The 19,314-nt window shown below is 65.1% G+C and carries 11 protein-coding genes; 1 reads left to right on the top strand and 10 read right to left on the bottom strand.

All coding sequences use genetic code 11. The features are described from left to right. Positions 1-70 precede the first annotated feature (70 nt). The 6 genes from NCCP691_RS10430 to NCCP691_RS10405 all read right to left on the bottom strand — a co-directional run bounded on the left by NCCP691_RS10430 (position 71) and on the right by NCCP691_RS10405 (position 11,351). Complete coding sequence (locus NCCP691_RS10430; protein WP_220808210.1) at positions 71-4,036, bottom strand: hypothetical protein; 3,966 nt, start codon at positions 4,034-4,036, stop codon at positions 71-73. 188 nt (positions 4,037-4,224) lie between these two features. Beyond that, positions 4,225-4,746 (bottom strand): CesT family type III secretion system chaperone, encoded by a 522-nt coding sequence (locus tag NCCP691_RS10425; protein WP_220808209.1) that lies wholly within the window; start codon positions 4,744-4,746, stop codon positions 4,225-4,227. 98 nt (positions 4,747-4,844) lie between these two features. Next, positions 4,845-7,277: a hypothetical protein gene (locus NCCP691_RS10420; protein WP_220808208.1), complete on the bottom strand. Its 2,433-nt coding sequence runs from the start codon at positions 7,275-7,277 to the stop codon at positions 4,845-4,847. A gap of 428 nt (positions 7,278-7,705) precedes the next feature. Then, entirely contained in the window at positions 7,706-8,677 is a 972-nt protein-coding gene (locus NCCP691_RS10415) for a tripartite tricarboxylate transporter substrate binding protein BugE (protein WP_220808207.1), read from the bottom strand. Positions 8,678-8,782: 105 nt separating this feature from the next. Then, positions 8,783-10,030, bottom strand: coding sequence for an alpha-hydroxy acid oxidase (locus tag NCCP691_RS10410; RefSeq protein WP_373870351.1), 1,248 nt, complete (start codon positions 10,028-10,030; stop codon positions 8,783-8,785). 178 nt (positions 10,031-10,208) lie between these two features. After that, positions 10,209-11,351 carry an ABC transporter substrate-binding protein gene (locus NCCP691_RS10405; protein ID WP_220808206.1) on the bottom strand — a complete coding sequence of 381 codons (1,143 nt, stop codon included), beginning with the start codon at positions 11,349-11,351 and terminating at the stop codon, positions 10,209-10,211. A 122-nt stretch (positions 11,352-11,473) separates the two neighbouring features. On the opposite strand from NCCP691_RS10405, the gene NCCP691_RS10400 reads away from it, so the two are divergent. Further along, on the top strand, positions 11,474-12,373 hold the full coding sequence (locus tag NCCP691_RS10400; RefSeq protein ID WP_220808205.1) for a LysR family transcriptional regulator: 900 nt from the start codon (positions 11,474-11,476) through the stop codon (positions 12,371-12,373). Between the two features lie 103 nt (positions 12,374-12,476). Here NCCP691_RS10400 and NCCP691_RS10395 read toward each other — a convergent pair whose 3' ends face one another. The 4 genes from NCCP691_RS10395 to aceF form a co-directional block, all read right to left on the bottom strand. Then, positions 12,477-14,261 (bottom strand): NEL-type E3 ubiquitin ligase domain-containing protein, encoded by a 1,785-nt coding sequence (locus tag NCCP691_RS10395; RefSeq protein ID WP_220808204.1) that lies wholly within the window; start codon positions 14,259-14,261, stop codon positions 12,477-12,479. Between the two features lie 879 nt (positions 14,262-15,140). Further along, entirely contained in the window at positions 15,141-16,922 is a 1,782-nt protein-coding gene (gene lpdA, locus NCCP691_RS10390) for a dihydrolipoyl dehydrogenase (protein WP_220808203.1), read from the bottom strand. 45 nt (positions 16,923-16,967) lie between these two features. Then, on the bottom strand, positions 16,968-17,534 hold the full coding sequence (locus NCCP691_RS10385; RefSeq protein ID WP_220808202.1) for an Ntn hydrolase family protein: 567 nt from the start codon (positions 17,532-17,534) through the stop codon (positions 16,968-16,970). Between the two features lie 121 nt (positions 17,535-17,655). Then, on the bottom strand, positions 17,656-19,305 hold the full coding sequence (gene aceF / locus NCCP691_RS10380) for a dihydrolipoyllysine-residue acetyltransferase (RefSeq protein ID WP_220808201.1): 1,650 nt from the start codon (positions 19,303-19,305) through the stop codon (positions 17,656-17,658). Positions 19,306-19,314: the final 9 nt, after the last annotated feature.

Raw genomic sequence — 19,314 nt, 5'->3', positions numbered from 1 at the left:
CCGCCATCCCCGTGCGCCGGGTCGTGCGTCGCTTCCCGCTGCGTCGCCGGCGCCCTGTTCCCTCGACTGATCAGCGTCGAATACCTAGCCTGGAAAGGAAACGGTCCCGCTGCTTCCGCTCTCCGGGCTCCGGGCTCACGGCCCCGCGCATAACCGATTGCGGCGCGGCCGGCGCTGGATCTCGCGAGCTCCTGCCCCGGTTGCGCAACTGATCAAGGAAATCGACTGACGTCGGGGGCTTGCGCAGCACATTGGGCTTGCGTTTCCCGGACTGCGCGCCCTCCGTGCCGCCGGCCGCCGCAGGTTTCGATCTGAACCGGTTCAACAGCGCACGCATGGTCTTGCCTTTCTCGCGGCCCTGCTCCTGGCTCCCCTCGGCGGTATTCACGTCCTTTCGACGCCACTTTCCGAACGCGACGTCTTTCCAGTTCCGCTTCTTTTCGGCTGTCCGTGTTTCCTTCGCCGGCGGCGTGCCCGGTTGCTGCAGACCGACCTGGGGCGCGTCGGCCAGCTGTAATACGCGCTCGAGGTAATCCTCCCAGCTTTCGTCGGACCGAATGGACGGGGGGCGTCCCTGATCCGGTGTCGCCGGTGGCTGCGGATGCCTCCCCTGTGGATCCGCGACAGGCCGAACCTCCCGCCTCGCCCTCGATGTCGACCGCGACAGGGCGGATATGTCGGAAGCCGCGTGGCCTCGCCCAACGTCTCCGTCAGACTCATGAAGAGAACTGACGCTCGCGTCCGATCCCCCTGCAACCGAAGGCGGCGCTGACGGAACCCTTCCTGCAGGCCCACCGCCCTCGTCATCGTATTCGCCGACGGAGCCCGCCGGCGTTCCGCTCAGAAGCGCGGCCGCTTCTTCGGGGGACATCAGCCCGGACAGGTCAAGGGGTGCCGCTCCATACGCACTCGGCCCTGCGTCTGATCCACCTGCGACCGGACCCGGTGCTGGCGAGGCCCGTCCCGCAGTCCCACCGCCCTCGTCGTCGTCCATGCCTGTCAGAAGCGCCTCGGCTTCTTCAGGGGACATCAGCCCGGACAGGTCAAGGGGTGCCGCTCCATACGCACTCCGCCCTGCGTCTGATCCACCTGCAACCGGACCCGGTGCTGGCGAGGCCCGTCCCGGAGTCCCACGGCGCTCGTCATCGTCCATGCCGGCCAGAAGCGCCGCGGCTTCTTCAGGGGACATCGGCCCGGTCGGGGCAAGGGGTGCCGCTCCATACGCACTCGGCCCTGCGTCTGATCCACCTGCGACCGGACGGGGCAATGCAGAGGCCCTTCCCTCAGTCCCACGGCCCTCTTCATCGTCCATGCTGACTAGAAGCGCCGAGGCTTCTTCAGGGGACATCATCCCGGTCGCGGCAAGAGGCGCACTCGGCCCTGCGTCTGCACCCTCCTCATCGTGTTCGTAAACAGAACTTGCCGCACGCGAGTCCGGATATGCAAAGCGAGCTTCATCGGCGGAGATCGTCGGGGGCTCGACATGCGGTGCCGCTCCATACGCACTCGGCCCTGCGACTGATTCACCTGCCACCGCACCCGGTGCTGGCGAGGCCCTTCCTTCAGCCCCAGGGCGCTCGCCAGCGTAACGCGGGCGCTCGGTGGTCGATGCCGCTGCTGCGAACGCGTACCCCGATGGGGCTTCAAGTGATGGCTGCATCCAGTCCCATCGATCGTTTTCCGCTGTATCGGTCCCATCGCTGTGTGGCCGAGGCGAGGCTGTCCGCAGTTCTTGCACGAGTTCCCCCACTGAGGGGACGGTTTGCTGAGATGCCGTCGTTGCCAGGGCTTCCAAACCCCGCCGGATGTCAGCGAGCGCATCGGATGGTGGAGCTGTCTCTGGCGTATCCGTGTAATCGGCCGAGTCATAGGGAGCGCCCTCGCCGGCATCGAGGTAAAACGCGGCTTGCTCGGGCTCGATCGGAACGCCGCCGTCATCCCTGTCCTCGTCATCAGAGTACCGCGTCCCTCCCGAGTCGGTCGCCGACGGCAGGGCGCCATGCATCACCGCTTCGGGCTCGGCTGCGGGACCGGCGCCTGCCGTACTCGTCGCCCCATCGGCCAGCAGCCTGCCAGCCCCTGACAGGAGTTCGCCTGCCTCCCTGGAATGTTTACCCATGCTGCGGCGAAGTTGGTCCACGCGCACCTGGGCGACAATACCTCCGCCCAATTCCTTGAAAAACATCTGCGCCCCGCCCGGGAGTCCGCGCCACCCGGACTGCAGATGCACGGTGCCGTCGCGCATGCCGCTCAGCAGGCGGCTCCGCATCGCCACCGTCCATGTGTTGGCATTCGGTCCGAAACCCGCGCCGTACAGCGCCGCGAGTCCCAGCGTGCCAACCACGCCGGCGGCCCAGTAGGTGGGCAGCTCGAAATAGCGCACCATGGCGCCGGCGAGCTGCGGCGTCGACGGACCGCCGAATACCAGGGTAAGCGTCTGCACCACCTTGTTGATCGCCAGCGGCACGCTCATTTCAGGCTGGCCGAGGTTTTGAAAGCCGGTGGCGAAAACCCGCTTCAGGTTAGGCAGTGAGTTGCCGAGCGCACCAAACTCGGCCTCGACGATTTTCTTCGATTCCGGGGATATCTCATCCCAGTCGGCGCTCCGGTCCCTCAGGAGGCTGATGTCGTGCGCGATCGCGTCCGCCCGTGCGATGAGCTGGCCGATGACGGCAGCGTTATCCCCCTGCCTGACGGCGGCGAGTTCCGCTTCCAGCCCTGCCAGCTCAGCCGTCTCCGCGGCGTCCCGGCCCACTTTTCCCCGCAGCGTCGACAAGCGGATGTAATTGCTCGGCTTGTCCTTGTTCATCATGCGGCCGACCGTCTGTTGTTCCTTACGCATCGCCTCCGCAAGCACCTTTTCCACCAGGCCGACCCGCTGCTCCATCTGGCCGCCAAACATCTTCCTGCCGAGCGTGTACATGAATTTCTGCACCTGCTCGTCGGTGGCCTTGCCGGGTTCCGGCAGTTCGAGCCCGGCCTCCTTGAAGGGATCGAATGCCCGCAGCGACAGTTCGGCCTGAGCCTTCTGCTTGCGCCATGTATCGGGATACGAGGCGTAGACCTGACCGATGATCTGGCCGGCCACGACAGCGGCGAGTACATGCGCGCCCATCATGGGGTCGCGCAGCATGATGCCCGTGAGCGCGGCACCGATGGAACCGACAGCGCGTGCCCGGCGCACCACGGTGGTGTACCTGGTCGCTTCCTTCTCGACCATGTACTTTGCATCGATCGTGACGGCCTCGCCCACCAGATTCCTCACCTCTGTGACCGCTTTTTGTAACGCGGCGAGGGCCTTGTCCATCGCCTCGCCCGACTCGCCTTGCGGCGCCTCCTGCAGCCTCGTCAGGTTACTGATGGCCGCCTCCAGCGCCTTCACGGCGCGCGGCAGCGCTTTTGCCACTTCCGGAAGCGGCATGGTTTTCACACTGTCCGACGTGACTTTCGCCGTCTTTTCCATGCTCCGGAACTGCGCCTGGAAGACGAAGGTATGGGCGACGAAGAGCGGAATGAAAGCCAGGGCGACGTAGGTCGACATCAGCGCCAGCGCGCGGGACGGCGGCGAGGCCGCGGCTGCATAGGTCGCGGCCAGTCCGATGAGGTTGGACGGTATGTTCACCCACGGGTACTTGCTTGCAGCCTTCCCTGTGCTTTTCTGCCAGTCGATATCAAAGTATTTCGTGACCTGCCCCGCAAACAACTCGAGTTCCTGCGCGCTGACACTGTTCTTATCGAATCGCATTTTTTCTATCAGGTCCGTGGCCAGCTCCACGATCCCCCGTGCCATATGCCTCTTGTCGGGGGGCACCTTCGCATGCTGGTCGACCTCCTTCCAGAACGCCTCCTTGTACCCGTTCAGTCCGGATACCGTCAGCGCCTGTTTCTCATGTGCCGGTTCCGGGGCCTGACGGGCGGCATGCACCCTGGGCATCGGTAGCTTGCCGCCGACATTTAATGCGGGGGTGAAGAACTTTCTGATCCTGCCAAGCTTGCCCGGAAAACCGGTTTTTTCCGAAGAGTCGGCCCGCCGCACCACCGGGCCTGCCGGTCCATGTTCATGCGCGGATGGGACGCCGCGTTGCCGGAGGCCTGCTTCAACATCGGGTGCACTCTCGAATCCCGTGGTATGTGCGGAGTTGTGGGAACCGGGAGTTGAAGGACGCGAAGAAGGGAGATTTCGAGGAACACTTGGGCCTGCAGCTGCACTGATCGCCATTTTCTTTATGCCTTTCTGTCTGTTGTTGATCCGGTGGCCACGGCGGCCTTTCTGACACGCTGCGCCTTGGCGTTGCGGCTTGGCCGGTCGCCGAATTTCATTTCTTCCTCGGACAGAAACCAGGTCTGCCGCCACGTCATGGCCTTGGCCGCGTAGTGCCGGAGCATGGCCGCTAGGTGCTGTCCGTCGAGCTTCGCAACAGGGACCGCGCCGGTCAGCATCACGCGGCCGGTTGCGAAGTTCAGGCCGAAACTCGGGTGCGCCGGCCCTGAGGTCGCGAAGTTCATCTCGAGCAGCCGCACCATCACGAGCACGCCCTTCTTAGTCGGAATCTCGCCAAAGTCGCAGCAATAGAGCAGATGAGGATCGTCCGCATCGCCTCCCGGCGCCAGCGACATGCTGACGCCGTCCACCACGATGTCGGCGAGCTGGTAAAAGGATTCCTGGCCGTCGTCGTCCGGTTTGAATCCCGTCTGCTGGCAAAACTCGTCCAGCACGGTTCGATATGTGCGCGTCTCTTTGTCCACGCTTCCTCCATTGATTGTCTGGTCTTCATCGCCGTCCACATCAGGCGGCCACGGGGTCGGAAGAGCCGCTGCCGGGGATGCAGGTCGCCGCGGGCCGTTCACGCGCTCCGCGACGGGCCTGCCTCGGATATTTCCGGCACCCGGCTGCTCGGCTGGCTGACCGGGCTGACCAGCCACCTGAGCAGCTTGTCCCGATGGTCGAGAACGAACTGCCGTCTGTCTTCAGGCGTGAGACCGCTCAGATCCATGCTGTCCCTCACCTGGGACAGCGCCGGATACCGCACGATATCGATGTCGCGATGGCCGTTCTCGAGCCGCCGCCCCTCCAGCAGGCTTGCGACCGCATCGAGGACGGCGGTCCTGCCTTGTTCCACGACGGAGGCGGCGGCGATGGCGCGCTCGGCGAAGCCATTGACGGCCTTCGCTTTTTCGAGCACTTCCTTGTTGATCGACATGTCGCCTTTGCGTGGAATCGTGATGGCCGCGCCTTCCTGTATCTGGAAATCCGTCGGCTGCCCGAGGGATTCCTGCAAGCCCCTGACGAAGCGGGTGAGCCACCCGGCTTCGTCGGCCGTGAGCGGGACCGCATAGCTGCCCGGCTTGCGGGTGTAAATGTCGTAGGCTTCATTCAGGCTGGCCAGGCCGGTGGTCACGGTCGCGGCCTGCCCGCCCGAACGCCTGGTAATGTCGCCGCCCATGGTGGGAATGGCGTCGTCGATCGCGCCTTGTCCTTCCTGCGCCTCGAAGTCGACATTGACCTGCTCTTTCTCGTGCGGACCAAGCGTGAAATAGCTGTCCGGCCGATCGGGATCCGTGACGCGAGCGCGCTGGCGGGTGGTGTCGGTCCCGGCATGGCAACAGACGATCGCGGCCTGCGGGAAATCGGGCCGCAGCAGCCACGCCGCGAAAGCCATTTCGGTGCTCGGGTTCGTAATGATCTGGATCTGCCCTACGCTCGCCGGTATCTTGCGCAACGCCCCGACCATCACTTCCAGATTACCCCGCATCATCGCCGGACGGTCCGTCACCACTTTCCCACCGCGTACCGGCTTCGGCACCGAGGCCGTCAGGAAGACGGTCTTCGCATCCGGCCCCCTGGTCTTGCCGCCTTCCGGGTGCCAGTAATCAGGCAAGCCTTCCAGCCCGTATTCGGCGATCGGATTTTCCGGACTGCCCAGGTGCGAGACGTCCGGTTTCCGCTTCGCGTAATAGGCGTCAAGCGAAGCCTGAAAGCCGGCGCCGGCGAGGTCGGCGAGATCCCCGGCGGGCTTCCTTCTGACGAGACTTACGCGGGCATTGCCGCCGAGTGTCTCGACCAGTGCGAGGCCGATGTTGCCGTCACCGAAGACCATGCTGTCGCCAACCACGCTGAACAGATCCTTCGGCATCGCCGGCGGGTCGATGACCGGCACATTTTCCAGGTTCAGATTTCTGAACAGCTCGACTGCCGACTGCACGCTCTGAAGAACTTCATCCTGCTCCTTCAGCCCGATATTCTTCACGTACCCCTTCATCGCCTCGCGCCCGATCTTTGCCTTGAGCGCCTGCCATCGGCGCGAGACGGCAGGCGCGTCCGCGGCATCCCCCGCCGCCTGCGGGCTCCGGCTTCCTGCCGCTTCCTTCTCCGCCGCGTGGGACTTGCGCATTCCTGCATTGGCCAGCCTTCGCCCGAGGACGCGCCCCGGATCGGCAAGCGCGGTCGCCGCACCGGCGACCATAGGTACCTCGTGCCGCACCTTCACCTCTTCGAGCGCACGCCTGAAGGCACGCTGGTCCAGCCCGCCGTGCCGGTCGAAGACCGCAGTGATCGCGGTTCCCGGCGCGACCTCGATCCCCAGGTTCTCGGAGATCCATTTGCTGTCCTTCCTGTTGAGCACGTGCGTGACGACATCCTTCGCGCCGCCCAGCACATTCGCCACGCGCGTGAACGCCTCCTTCGCCCCGATGAGGTTTTCCGGATCATGGAGACGCGACGCATGGCCGAACACATTCAGGTCCGGTCTGACATGCGCGAGATAAGAAACCTGCTGGTGCACCGACGCTGTGTCATTGCTGGAGATGACGATCCGCGCGAACGGCGGAATCCGGCTCTTGACGCGATCCATATCGTCGAGGCTCGTCCCCATCATGAAGACCGAATCCGCTGCGTCGTACGGATCGAGCTGTGTCGCGTGCTCGGTCTTGGCGATCGCCGGCGGGTTGTTCTCGAACAGGAATGGCGCCATGTGTCCGCTGACGACCTTTACCTGGGCCGCACCGACGAATCTGAACCTCACCGCCTGCGCATCCTTGCTCGGCGCTGGCACTTTCGCTCCATCGTGCAGCTCCCGGGCGGAGTAGACGACGATGTTCTTGCCATACGCGGCAGCGCCGCCGGCCTGCGCATTGCTTCTGCGGATTCCTTTGCCCGTCAGTGCGGCGAGCAGCTTCTTCAGCGTCCCATGATGCGCTTGCTGTCCCCCGTCGCGCGCCGCTGCCGACGTTTCATGCCCGGCCGTGCCTGATGCCGCGGCCCGCATGCGCGCGGCCACTTCGAGAAACGATCTCGTCCCAATCGGTGCCGGGCGGGTCGCTGCTTGCTGCGGACCGGCGGGTGCTTGCTGGCTTGCCGGCACTTGCTGCCTGGCGGCCGGGCTTTCTCCCGGCGCACGTGCAAGCGTGACCCGGGGTATGTAGCTGCTTATGCTTGCCATTGGGTGCTTCCTGTAACAAGGGTGAATGGAGCCATGCAAGGATCATTGATTTCATCGTCAACGATGCGGCACTGTGTGGCGCGAGTGCGCGCATGGTTCCACGCGCCGCATGCGAAAACCGAAGCCCCTCTCCCTCAACGCTTGGGAACGCCCCACCCCTGGCATGCTTGCGTGTCGGCCGCTTCATGCGGAAAAACACGCCGCAAAAAAAAACGGCAGGCTGGAATACCAGCCTGCCGTCACGGGTTTGCAGCGATTGACGTATATCAGACGCCGTCGAACTTGATGCCTTGCTTGATCACGAGATTCTTCATCTTGCTCAGCTCTGCCGCGATCTCCGCCGCATACTCGGACGGCGAATTGCCGACGGGCTCGGCACCGTTGGTACGCAGCCGTTCCCTGACCTCGGGGTTGTTGAGCACCTTGACCGTCGCCTGGTGCAGCCGGGTGATGATTTCCTTCGGCGTCCTGGGCGGCGCGACGAACCCGTACCAGGCCGGGTCGTTCACCTGCCTGATTCCGAGTTCTTCAAACGTGAGCACGCCGGGCATGTAATCGAGCCGCTTCGGCCAGGCGATCGCCAGAGGACGCAGCTTGCCCGCCTTGATATGGGAGATGGAGGACGGCAGGTTATCGAACATCATGTCGACCTGCCCGCCGAGCAGATCGTTGAGCGCCGGCCCGGAACCGCGGTACGGCACATGCAGGATGAAGGTGCCGGTCGCGACCTTGAACTGCTCGCCCACCATGTGAAGAATGCTGCAGGTGCCCGACGTCGCGTAGGTCAGCTTGCCCGGCTGTGCCTTGACCTGCGCCATGAATTCCTTGAAGTCGGCAGGCTTGAACTTGGGGCCGACGGTGAGGACGTTGGGCGTGCGGGCGACATTCGTGATGGGCGCAAAGTCGGCCAGCGGGTCATAGCCGAGCTTCGGATTGCAGGCGGGGTTGACCGCGTGAGTGGACACGGTGGCCATGCCGATCGTGTAGCCGTCCGGATCGGCCTTGGCGATCGACGCCGCGCCGATGCTGCCTCCGCCGCCGCCCCGGTTTTCGACGATCACGGGTTTGCCCAGTTCCTTGCCGAGCTGCTCGGCGACGATGCGGCCGACGATATCGGTGGTACCGCCGGGCGGGAACGGAATCACGAGCTTGATCGGCTTGTCCGGGTAGGCATCCGCAAGAGCGGAAGCGCTGATGGCGAGCAAGGCGCCCGCAAGTAATGTGCGAAATGTCCTCATGGTGTCTCTCCTCTTGAATTGAACGGCAAGTCAAAGTCTCCGCCTGGCGGCAATCGCGCTTACCCGGCCGGGCCGGGCGGCATGTCATCCGGCCGGTGCGTTTTCCTACGGACGTCGGGATGGCAGTGCGCCGGCATGCAGCAGAAAGGAAGCGTCCAGCTCGTCGAGCCGGTTGATGCCCAGCATGGCCATGTTGCGGTCGACTTCGTCGTACAGGAGGCGGATCGCATGCGAGACGCCGCTGCGCCCCTGCACCACCGCCGCGTACATGAAGGGGCGCCCGGCGAACACCGCTTTCGCGCCGAGCGCGAGTGCCTTGAGCACGTCGCTGCCGCGGCGAATGCCGCCGTCCACCATGACCGTCATGCCGCCGGCGGCCGGCATGACCCTGTCGAGCACGCGCAGCGCGGATGCCGCGCCGTCGAGCTGACGGCCGCCATGGTTCGACACGATGATGCCGTCGGCCCCCGCGTTGCGCGCCCTGAGTGCATCCGCCGGGTTGAGTATCCCCTTGATGATCAGGTGTCCCTGCCATCTGCGGCGGATGGCGGCGATGTTCTCCCAGTTCAGATGATCGCGCCCCACGGTGTCCCTGATCGCGTCACGGGAGAGGATGGGCGCGCCGCGCGTGGCGAAGGAATTCTCGAAGTGCGGCATGCCATGCCTGAGCAGGGTACGTGCGAAGGTCCCGAGCAGCCAGCGCGGGCGGATCAGTCCGTCCCACGCAAGCCTGAGACTGGGACGCAGCGGCGTCGAAAAGCCGGCGCGGATATTGTTTTCACGGTTTGCCCACACGGGGATGTCGACCGTGACGACGAGCGTCCTGAAGCCGGCGCGGGCGACGCGGTCGATCAGCCCGTCGATGCGGACCTGATCGGCCGGCAGATAGGCCTGAAACCAGGTATCGGGCGCACGCTCGGCGACGAGTTCCATCGGCATCAGCGAGCTGCCGCTCATCACCGCCGGGATGCCCGCTTGCTGGGCCGCCTCGGCGAGCACGAGATCGCCCTCGAACGCGGACAGCGCGCTGATGCCCACCGGCGCGATGCCGAACGGCGCGGCGTAGGTCTTCCCGAACAGTACCGTGTGCGCCGAGCGCCGCGAGACATCGACCAGTACCCGCGGCATGAACCGGTATTCGTCGAAGGCGGCACGGTTATCGTCCAGCGACCGGTTGTCTTCCGCCGCGCCGGAGATATAGCCGAACAGGGGGCGCGGCAGAATGCGTCGCGCCCGGTCTTCGAAATCATGCAGTGACAGTATGCCGGCCAGCGTCGCGGCCGGCCGCGCCGGCGCGGCGGGCTTGCTCGGCGCCTGCATGCGGCAAGGATCGAGTGTGGGCGAACGGTCCATCTTCAGGCTCCCGGAATGTGGTGACGGCACAGAAACTGTAGACCCGGAACTCGTTTGCCAAAAGCGAAATTGTTTCCACGTGCTTATTCGATTTATTCGAACGTTTAGACGCCGGGTGAACCCGGATGCGGGCGAACACGCCCGCTGCATGAAGCCTCCCGGGCGATGCAGGCAGGCCTCAGCGCAGCACTTGCCCGTTCCTGTTGACGATGGTGACGTCGACGTAATGAGAGCCGCCGCGAACCCGCGGCCCGAACTCGACCGGGAAGCCGCCGATGTCGGTGCGGCCGAAGGACTCGAGGCTTTTCATGACGGACGCGCGCGTGGGATTGGGACCGGCGCGGCGCAGGGCCTCGACGATCACCCTCGCCGCGATATAGCCTTCGAGCGCGGTCGTCGACGGCGCGGCGTCTTCGGCGCCGAAGCGCGCGAGCGCCTGGCGATACTCCTTCACGATGGGAATGTCGGTCCGGGTAGGACTGGGGAAGACACTGGTCAGTGCGAGGCCGCGCGCCGCCTGTACGCCGATCTCGCGGACGATCGCCGGCAGGTCGTTGACCGACAGACCGATCAGCTGGCCGGCGCCTCCCGCCGCCTTGTACTGGGCGGTGAACGCGGCGGTCGCGCCGGTCGTCGTCAGCAGCAGGATGGCCGGTGTGCCGGCTTGCACCGCCTGCTCCACGGCTTTCTTCACCTCGGTCGAGTTGCGCTCGTAACTCGCGAGGAACTCGGGCTTGAGCCCAAGGCGGGCAAGGGCCAGCTCCGCGGCGCGCAGACCGTCGAGGCCGAAGTTGTCGTTCTGGTACACGATGCCTATTCGCTTGCGGGCGATGGCAGTAAACTGTTCGACCGCCTTGGTGACCTCATCGGCATAGCTGCCGCGAATATGGAACATCCAGGGATTGAAGGGCCTGCGCAGTGCGGTGCCGCCGGTGCGCGGACCCACGAGCGCAATGCCTGCCCGCTCCAGCAGCCCGTTGCGCAGCAGGGCCTCGTTGTTGGCGGTGCCCGCGCCTCCGAGAAGCACGATCGCGTCGTCCTTTTCGATGAGCTCCGCGACATGCTTTTCGGTCAGCTCCGGTTTGTACTGATCGTCCTTGCTGATGAGGTGGACCTTGCGGCCGTGGACGCCGCCCGCCGCATTGACACTGTCGAAATAGAGCTTGGCGCCCGCACGCATCGGTTCGCCTGATCCCGCTTGCGGACCGGAGAGGGTCGTCGACTGGCCGACGACGAGGACTTGCGCGGCAGCGGGGCCGATTGCCACGGCGGCACAGACCAGGCATGCCCACCATGCCCTGATCAGGACGGTTCCGTTCATAACAGGTCTCCTTCTGTTGCGGCGACGCACCGCGGAGTGCAAATCTACGTGGAGCCGTGCTAGCGGGAAAGTGAATTTATGCTAACGTTTTTGTTTGCTTTTCTTGAATGAAGAGGGCCGGCATGACTTTGAAACAGCTTGAGGCATTCTATTGGGCCGCAACCTGCGCCAACTTTGCGATGGCTGCCGAACGCCTGCATCTCTCCACCTCCTCGCTGTCCAAGCGGCTGGTGGAACTTGAGGAGTCGGTCGGTGTACGGCTGTTCGACCGCACCGGTCACAAGGCCGTGCTGACGGTCGCCGGGGAACGCTTCCTGCCGCATGCCGGCGCGCTGCTGCAGTCGGCCGAGGCCACCCGCCGCGCCCTCGGGCAGGATACCGGCCTCTCCGGCCGTTGCCTGCTCGGCGTCGGGGAGCTGTGCGCGCTGACCTGGCTGCCGCGGCTGCTCGCGCACACGCGGCAGCACCATCCCGATCTGCGCCTCGAACCGCATGTCGACATCGGCCGCGTCCTCGGCGAGCGGCTGCGCAACGGCGAGCTGGACTGCGCGGTCATCGCCGGCCGGTCGTCGCATCCGTCCATCGTGTCCCACACCATCGGACAGACTCATTTCGCCTGGGTCGGCTCGCCTTCCGTCGTCGGCAGGAAAGCCGAATACCGGGAGAAGCTGTTCGAAGAGCATCCGATCGTGACGCTGCCCACCGGCGCCGGCACCACGAAGATCCTGGATGAGTGGCTGATGGCGAAAAACCTGGATGTACCGCACCGCCTCATCTGCAACAGCTGGGGCGCGATCGCCGGTTTGCTGATCGGCGGACTCGGCATCGGCTTCCTGCCGGAGATCTGGGCCCGCTCGCTCGCGCGCAAAGGCGTCCTGCGCGTCCTGCGGACCGAACCGTCGCTGGCGCCGCTGACCTATACCCTGCAGCGACGCCGCAACGATGATCGTTCATTCCAGCCGGCGATCCTGGCGTCCGTCCTCGCCTCGGCCGATTTCATGACGCCGCCGCGGCTGTTGTAGCGGGGGCGAGCGGCGCTTCCCGGGCGACCGGCAGAACCGGCGCTCGAAGGGATTGGCGCCATCGCGCAGGCAGCGTCGACTGCGGGCGCTGCGCCTCCCGTTTTCAGTCCGACGGGCCAGCCGATGTGGTCTCGGGGGATTGGGGTTCCGGCGAGTCAAGCAGGTGCAACAACTGCGTGCGCGCCAGGACAGATCTGAGCAACTTTCCATTGATGTCATGCGCGATCTGTTCTTTCAATTTCACACCGAGCACCCGTTCGGTGTCTTCGGTCCGCGGCAGACCGGCTTGCTCGAGCTCCCGTTCGAGTGCAGTGTTGAATTCGTCTCCCATTGCGTCGATCAGCTCTTCCTTGGCTGACTCATGCTCTTCCGCGTGGTTCCGCTGCAGGAACGATTGCCAGGGGCCCCACTCGGTCGACAGAAAGTGGACGAAGTCAGTCGCCTCCGAATCCCGCACGCGCAGTTCCGCCTCATTGAGATCGGACTGGGTAACCTTTGAGTAGCTTTCCTCGGCGCGCATCAGAAACGTCGATATCGGCAGGTTCAGCCGCTGGCGCAGACCGATTTGATAGGCGAGATACACCTGGATAGGATCCAGCGGCGGATCCGAAGGCAAGGCGTGCTGTTCAAGCACTGTCACTTTGTCTTTCGCAATCTCTGCAAGCTTGGCCAAACGGAACATACCTCTCGCCAGGGAGACCAGGCCAGCCACGTTGCGATCGAAGTCTCCCGCTTCGACGCTGGCGATCCTGCGCGCATTGTCCAGCGCGTTCATTGCCAGCGTTACCCGATCCTCACACCGTGTCAGCTCCGTCATGACCATCCTGAAACAAAGGCTCCTTTGCCTGGGGTCAGCGGCTATGGTAGTCAGCAGTTCAACGACACTCTGGCGGAATTCCTCGAATGGGAAATTGGCTGATGCGCGCAGGCGATCGAGGAACGTCGAAAAGTCTGCGCCCCCCTCTTCCTTCTCAAACTCGCTCCACGCATCCTGATCGGCCTCTTGCCCGACGTCCTCATACCAGGCGACGACCGCATTCGCCAAGGGACGGGTTTCGAAATCAAGCGGTGGCTCGTCCTCGGAGAAAGTGATTCGTGGACCGAAATAATTGGCGTTCCCGGCCAGCGCCTTGAGCCGCGCAATTTCATGCGGGGAAAACGGGTTGCCTCCAACGATGACGACGCAATGTGCACCCGAGCGCGTTTCGCCGTGCCATGGCAGGGCAGTCAAGTGGTTGTCGCTCAGATTCAGCGTTTCCAGCGAAGGTGGCAAGGCAAGCTCGTTCGGCAGGCGGTCGAGCTGATTGCCGCGCAGATCGAGCGTTTCCAGCGCTTGCGGCAAAGTGAGATCGTCGGGCAGACGGGATAAGCGGTTCTCAGTCATGCCCAACCACCGCAATCCATGCGGCAGTGGCGGCAGTTCCTCAAGCTGGTTACTGTCCAATTCGATCCAGGTCAGTGAACCCGGCAGTTCGGGCAAATCGGTCAAGCCGCACTCCGCCGCATGAAGCTCTGTCAGCGAGGATGGCAGCGCCGCTCCCAGGGAGTTCAAAGGGTTGCCATCTACATTCAGCTTACGCAGTCCGGCTGGCAGCGGCGGCAGCTCGCGCAGATTGAGGCCTTCGAATGAGAGTTCGCTCTCCAGGCCGCCATCTTCGAACCATTCCTGTATCAGCTCCACGGCGTCAGCACGATATTCGTCCTGCGACCCGCGACTTGCCCAGGCGCTCAGTGCGGAGAGATAGTCCGCCTGCGGCGGCACCAGCGCTGCGACCGTCCGCTGTTCTTGAGGGGAGGCAGTCGCGCTTTCCGAAGGCCCCTCGCTCGGGCCCGCCGACGATCCGCTCGTTTCCGGTGCTGTCGATCCTGAAGCCGCGTCATGTTCCAAACCGACGGCACCGGAACGCGGCGGGCTCGTCCCCTGCGAGGGTCCGGAAGAATCGGTCCGCCCAGCGCTCTCATCGGAAGCAGACGCCGCGCTCTGGTCCGAGCTGCCAGCCACGGATCGGGCCAACGAGGGCGCCTGGGGTGAGGGAGCTACCTGGTGTTCGGGCTGTAGTTCCGAGGATGCGCCTGGGTGGTGTTCCCGCTGCACTTGCGGGGATGTGGCTTGATGATGACCCGGATGCAGCTGCTGTGATGCGCCGGCGTGGTGTCCCGGATGCTGCTGCTGCGATGCGCTTGCGTGGTGTCGGCGCCGCCACATGCACAGCCATCGCAGACGCCCCCCGCGTCCCGCGGACGCAGTGTCTGGGTGAGCGCCAGACGGGTTCATCGCCGTGGAAGACCCGGCAGCCGGCTGCGCCGATACCGGTTGAGACGAGTGCCCGGGCGAGGATGAAGCTCCGCCCCCATGACGCAAGAAAGGTATACCGCAGTTCAGATCGCGCAACCGCACATGATGCTCCCGAAAAAATCGACACCGCTGAGTAACCTTCACCCGGCAAGAGTTCCGCCGGCCGGATCGTTGAGGGCAGTAGGGAAATGAACATTGGAAATAAACGTTAGCAGTCGGACTGTCTGGGTACCGTCTAACGTCGCGGCCGTCCGCCGGCTATCACGTGCCTGACGGCCCTGCTTCGCCCGACGGCGGCTTCGCAGGCATCCGCAGCTGAAATGGGGGCGTCGCGTGCAATTGTCTTCGAAGCGCGGTGGCCGCAGGTCCGCCGACGGCCTCGAAGATTCCATGCAACAGGGGTAGGATACGCTGCCCGAACCTGCCTGTGGAATGCGACGCGGCGGCCGGGCAGCCGCCGCGTGCCTGCGATTACTTCCTGCGTGCCGGCGGCAGGTCGGTGCAGACACCTTCCATGACTTCCGCCGCCATGCCGATCGATTCGCCGAGCGTCGGGTGAGGATGGATGGTCTTGCCGATGTCGACCGCGTCGGCGCCCATCTCGATCGCCAGCGCGATCTCGCCGATCATGTCGCCGGCGTGGGTGCCGACGATGCCGCCGCCGACGATGCGATGCGTCTCGGCGTCGAACAGCAGCTTGGTGAAACCCTCGTCGCGGCCGTTGGCCACCGCGCGGCCGGACGCGGCCCACGGGAACAGGCCCTTCTCCAGCTTGACGCCCTTGGCCTTCGCCTCGTCTTCGGTCAGGCCGACCCAGGCCACTTCCGGATCGGTGTAGGCGACGGACGGGATGACGCGCGCGTCGAAATGCGATTTCTCGCCCGCAGCCGCCTCGGCGGCGACGTGGGCTTCATGCACCGCCTTGTGCGCCAGCATCGGCTGGCCGACGAGGTCGCCGATGGCGAAGATGTGCGGCACGTTGGTGCGCATCTGCGAGTCGACCGGGATGAAGCCGCGGTCGGTGACGGCGACGCCTGCCTTGTCGGCGCCGATCTTCTTGCCGTTGGGGCTGCGTCCGACGGCCACCAGCACCATGTCGTAGAGCTGCGGCTCGGGGGCGGCGACCGCCGGGTCGGCGCTCTCGAACGTGACCTTGATGCCTTCGGCCAGCGCCTCGACGCCGACCGTCTTGGTCTTCGTCATGATGCGGTCGAAACGCTTCTCGTTGAACTTCTGCCAGACCTTGACGAGGTCGCGGTCGGCGCCCTGCATCAGGCCGTCCATCATTTCGACCACGTCGATGCGCGCGCCCAGCGTGGAATACACGGTCGCCATTTCCAGGCCGATGATGCCGCCGCCGATGACCAGCATGCGCCTGGGCACCTGGCGCAGTTCCAGCGCGCCGGTGGAGTCGACGATACGGGGGTCTTCCGGCACGAAGGGCAGGTTCACGACGGAAGAGCCGGCGGCGATGATCGCCTGCCTGAACTGCACCGTCTTCCTGCCGCCGTCGGCGGTCGTCACTTCCAGGTGATTGGGGCCGACGAACTGGCCGACGCCCTGCACCACGTTGACCTTGCGCGCGCGCGCCATGCCGGACAGGCCGGTGGTCATCTTCTTGATGACGCTTTCCTTGTAGCCGCGCAGCTTGTCGATGTCGATCTCGGGCCTGCCGAAAGTGACGCCGTGCGCGGCCATCGCCTGGGTCTCGTCGATCACGGCGGCCACGTGCAGCAGCGCCTTGGACGGGATGCAGCCGACATTGAGGCAGACGCCGCCGAGCGTCGCGTAGCGCTCGACCAGCACGGTATTCATGCCGAGGTCGGCGGCGCGGAAGGCGGCGGAATAGCCGCCCGGCCCGGCGCCAAGCACCAGCATGTCGCATTGCAGGTCGGCCTGGCCGCTGAAGCTCGCCGGCTGCGGCGCCACCGCGGCCGGCGCGGCGGCGGGCGTGGCGGCGGCGGCGGCCGGCGCGGAGCTGCCATAGCCGGCGGGCGGCTGGGCCGGCGTCGCGGCCGATGCCTCGAGCAGCAGGAGCAGGCTGCCTTCCGACACCTTGTCGCCCACCTTGACCTTCAATTCCTTCACCACGCCCGCGTGGCTGGCCGGGATTTCCATGCTGGCCTTGTCCGACTCCACCGTGACCAGCGACTGCTCGACCTTGATGGTATCGCCGGGCTTGACCAGTACTTCGATCACTTCAACTTCCTTGAAGTCGCCGATATCGGGGACTTTGACTTCAGTCAGGCTCATGGTTGTGGCTCCGTTGTTCTGCCCCGCGTCAGCGGCAAGGCGTATTCATTTCATTGGGAAACTGTGGATCCGGAAGGGTCCGGAGGTGCTCTTGTCGAATTCGGCCCCCGCCTTGACGCCGATCTCGGCGATCTCTCGCGCGCTCGCGGTGTGATCCCATGCGGCATACATGGCGCCGAGCGCGAAGTTGCGGCCGCTGCCGATGCCCCAGAAACGGTCGAAGGAAAACACTTCGCGATAGGAGTACACGCCGAAGATGCCGTTCGGGTTGGCGATCAGCGCGGTGATCTGCGACGACTCGTATGGGTCTTCCTCTTCTTCCTTGGTGTTGAGGAAGTACTTTTCCTTCAGGATCTCGTGCACCTTCGAAAAGGTGTCGAACACGTCCTCGCGGCTGCAGAGACGGCAGTCCTCACCCATCCCGGCCAGCAGCTTGCGCATGACCGGGAAATGGGCGGCGGTGCCGGCCAGCGTCACGTAGGATTCGCCGACCTGGAAGATCTTTTCGTTGACTTCGTAGTCGTGCGACAGGCGGGTATCGCCGAAGGTGACGAGGGAATCCGCGGCAATCGCGATCTGCCCGTTTTTCTTGACGACGACGCAAGTGGTCATTGTGGGTCTCCGTATCGGGGAAGCACCGGGCATCGCGGCATCGCTGGCCGCCTCGCCGGGCGGTTGGAAAAGAGAGGAATTCTCTCACTTCCCGCCGCCCGGCCCCGCCCGGCGGCAATGATCACAGCAGCGTCTTGCGCATGTCGCCCAGCACCTCGGCCAGGTAGGCGGCGAAGCGCGCGCCCATCGCGCCGTCGATGACGCGATGGTCATAGGACAGCGACAAAGGCAGCATCAGGCGCGGCGCGAACTGCTTGCCGTCCCACACCGGCTTGATGGCCGACTTCGACAGGCCGAGGATCGCGACTTCGGGCGCATTGACGATGGGCGTGAATGCCGTGCCGCCGATGCCGCCGAGCGACGAGATGGTGAAGGTCGCGCCCTGCATGTCGGCCGGCTTGAGCTTGCCGTCGCGCGCCTGCGCCGACAGCTCGCCCATCTCCTTCGCGATGGCGGAGATGCTCTTGGCGTCGGCATTCTTCACCACCGGCACCACCAGGCCCTGCGGCGTGTCGGCGGCGAAGCCGATGTTGTAGTACTTCTTGAGGATCAGGTTCTCGCCCTTCTCGTCGAGCGAGGAATTGAAGGCCGGGAATTTCTTCAGCGCCGCGACGCTGGCCTTGATGACGAATGCCAGCATGGTGAGCTTGACGCCCGACTTGGCGAGCGCGTCGTTGGACTGCTTGCGGAATTCCTCCAGCTCGGTGATGTCGGCTTCCTCGAACTGCGTCACATGCGGGATCATCACCCAGTTGCGGTGCAGGTTGGGGCCGCTGATCTTCTTGATGCGCGACAGCGGCTGCAGCTCGGTCTCGCCGAACTTGGAGAAATCCAGCGACGGCCACGGCAGCAGGTCGAGACCGGCGCCGCTGCCCTTGGCTGCAGCAGCGGCGGGCGCGGCGGTCGCGCCCGACATGACCGACTTCACGAAGGACTGGATGTCGGTGTGCAGGATGCGGCCCTTCGGACCGCTGCCCTTGACCTTGCCGAGGTCGACGCCGAGTTCGCGCGCGAACTTGCGCACCGAGGGCGAGGCATGCGCCTTGGCCGCCGCCGGCGACAGCGGTTCCAGCGCAGCCGTCGGCGCCGGCTTCGCTTCGGGCGCGGGGACCGGGGCGGCGACGACCGTGGACGCGGGCGCCGGCGCGGATGCGGCAGCGGGCGCCGGTGCGGCGGCGCCGCCCTGCACGGCCAGGGTCAGGATCAGCGATCCCCTGGAGACCTTGTCGCCGACCTTGACCTTCATTTCCTGGACCACACCGGCGTGGCTGGAGGGGATCTCCATGCTGGCCTTGTCCGATTCGACGGTCAGCAGCGACTGGTCGACGCTGACCGTGTCGCCCGGCTTGACCATCAGCTCGATCACTTCGACGTCCTTGAAGTCGCCGATGTCCGGCACTTCGACGTCGACGATGCCGCCGGATGCGGGTGCGGGCGCGCTCGCTGCCGGCGCGGGTGCAGCGGCTGGAGCAGGCGTGCTGGCCGCGGCCGGAGCAGGAGCAGCGGCCGGGGCCGGGGCCGCCGCGGCGCCGGCGCTTTCTTCCACCACCAGCAGCAGGCTGCCTTCCGACACCTTGTCGCCGATCTTGACCTTCACTTCCTTCACGACGCCGGCGTGGGTCGAGGGGATTTCCATGCTGGCCTTGTCCGACTCGACCGTGACCAGCGACTGATCGACCTTGATCGTGTCGCCGGGCTTGACCAGCAACTCGATCACTTCCACTTCCTTGAAATCGCCGATATCCGGGACTTTGACTTCCTGCAGGCTCATAGGGGCTCC

This window comes from Noviherbaspirillum aridicola (genome assembly GCF_019656455.1).
GTDB classification, from domain to species: Bacteria; Pseudomonadota; Gammaproteobacteria; order Burkholderiales; family Burkholderiaceae_D; genus Noviherbaspirillum; species Noviherbaspirillum aridicola.
The sequence above is the reverse complement of the archived record's forward strand: the minus strand, read 5'-3'. Positions and strand labels throughout refer to the sequence as shown.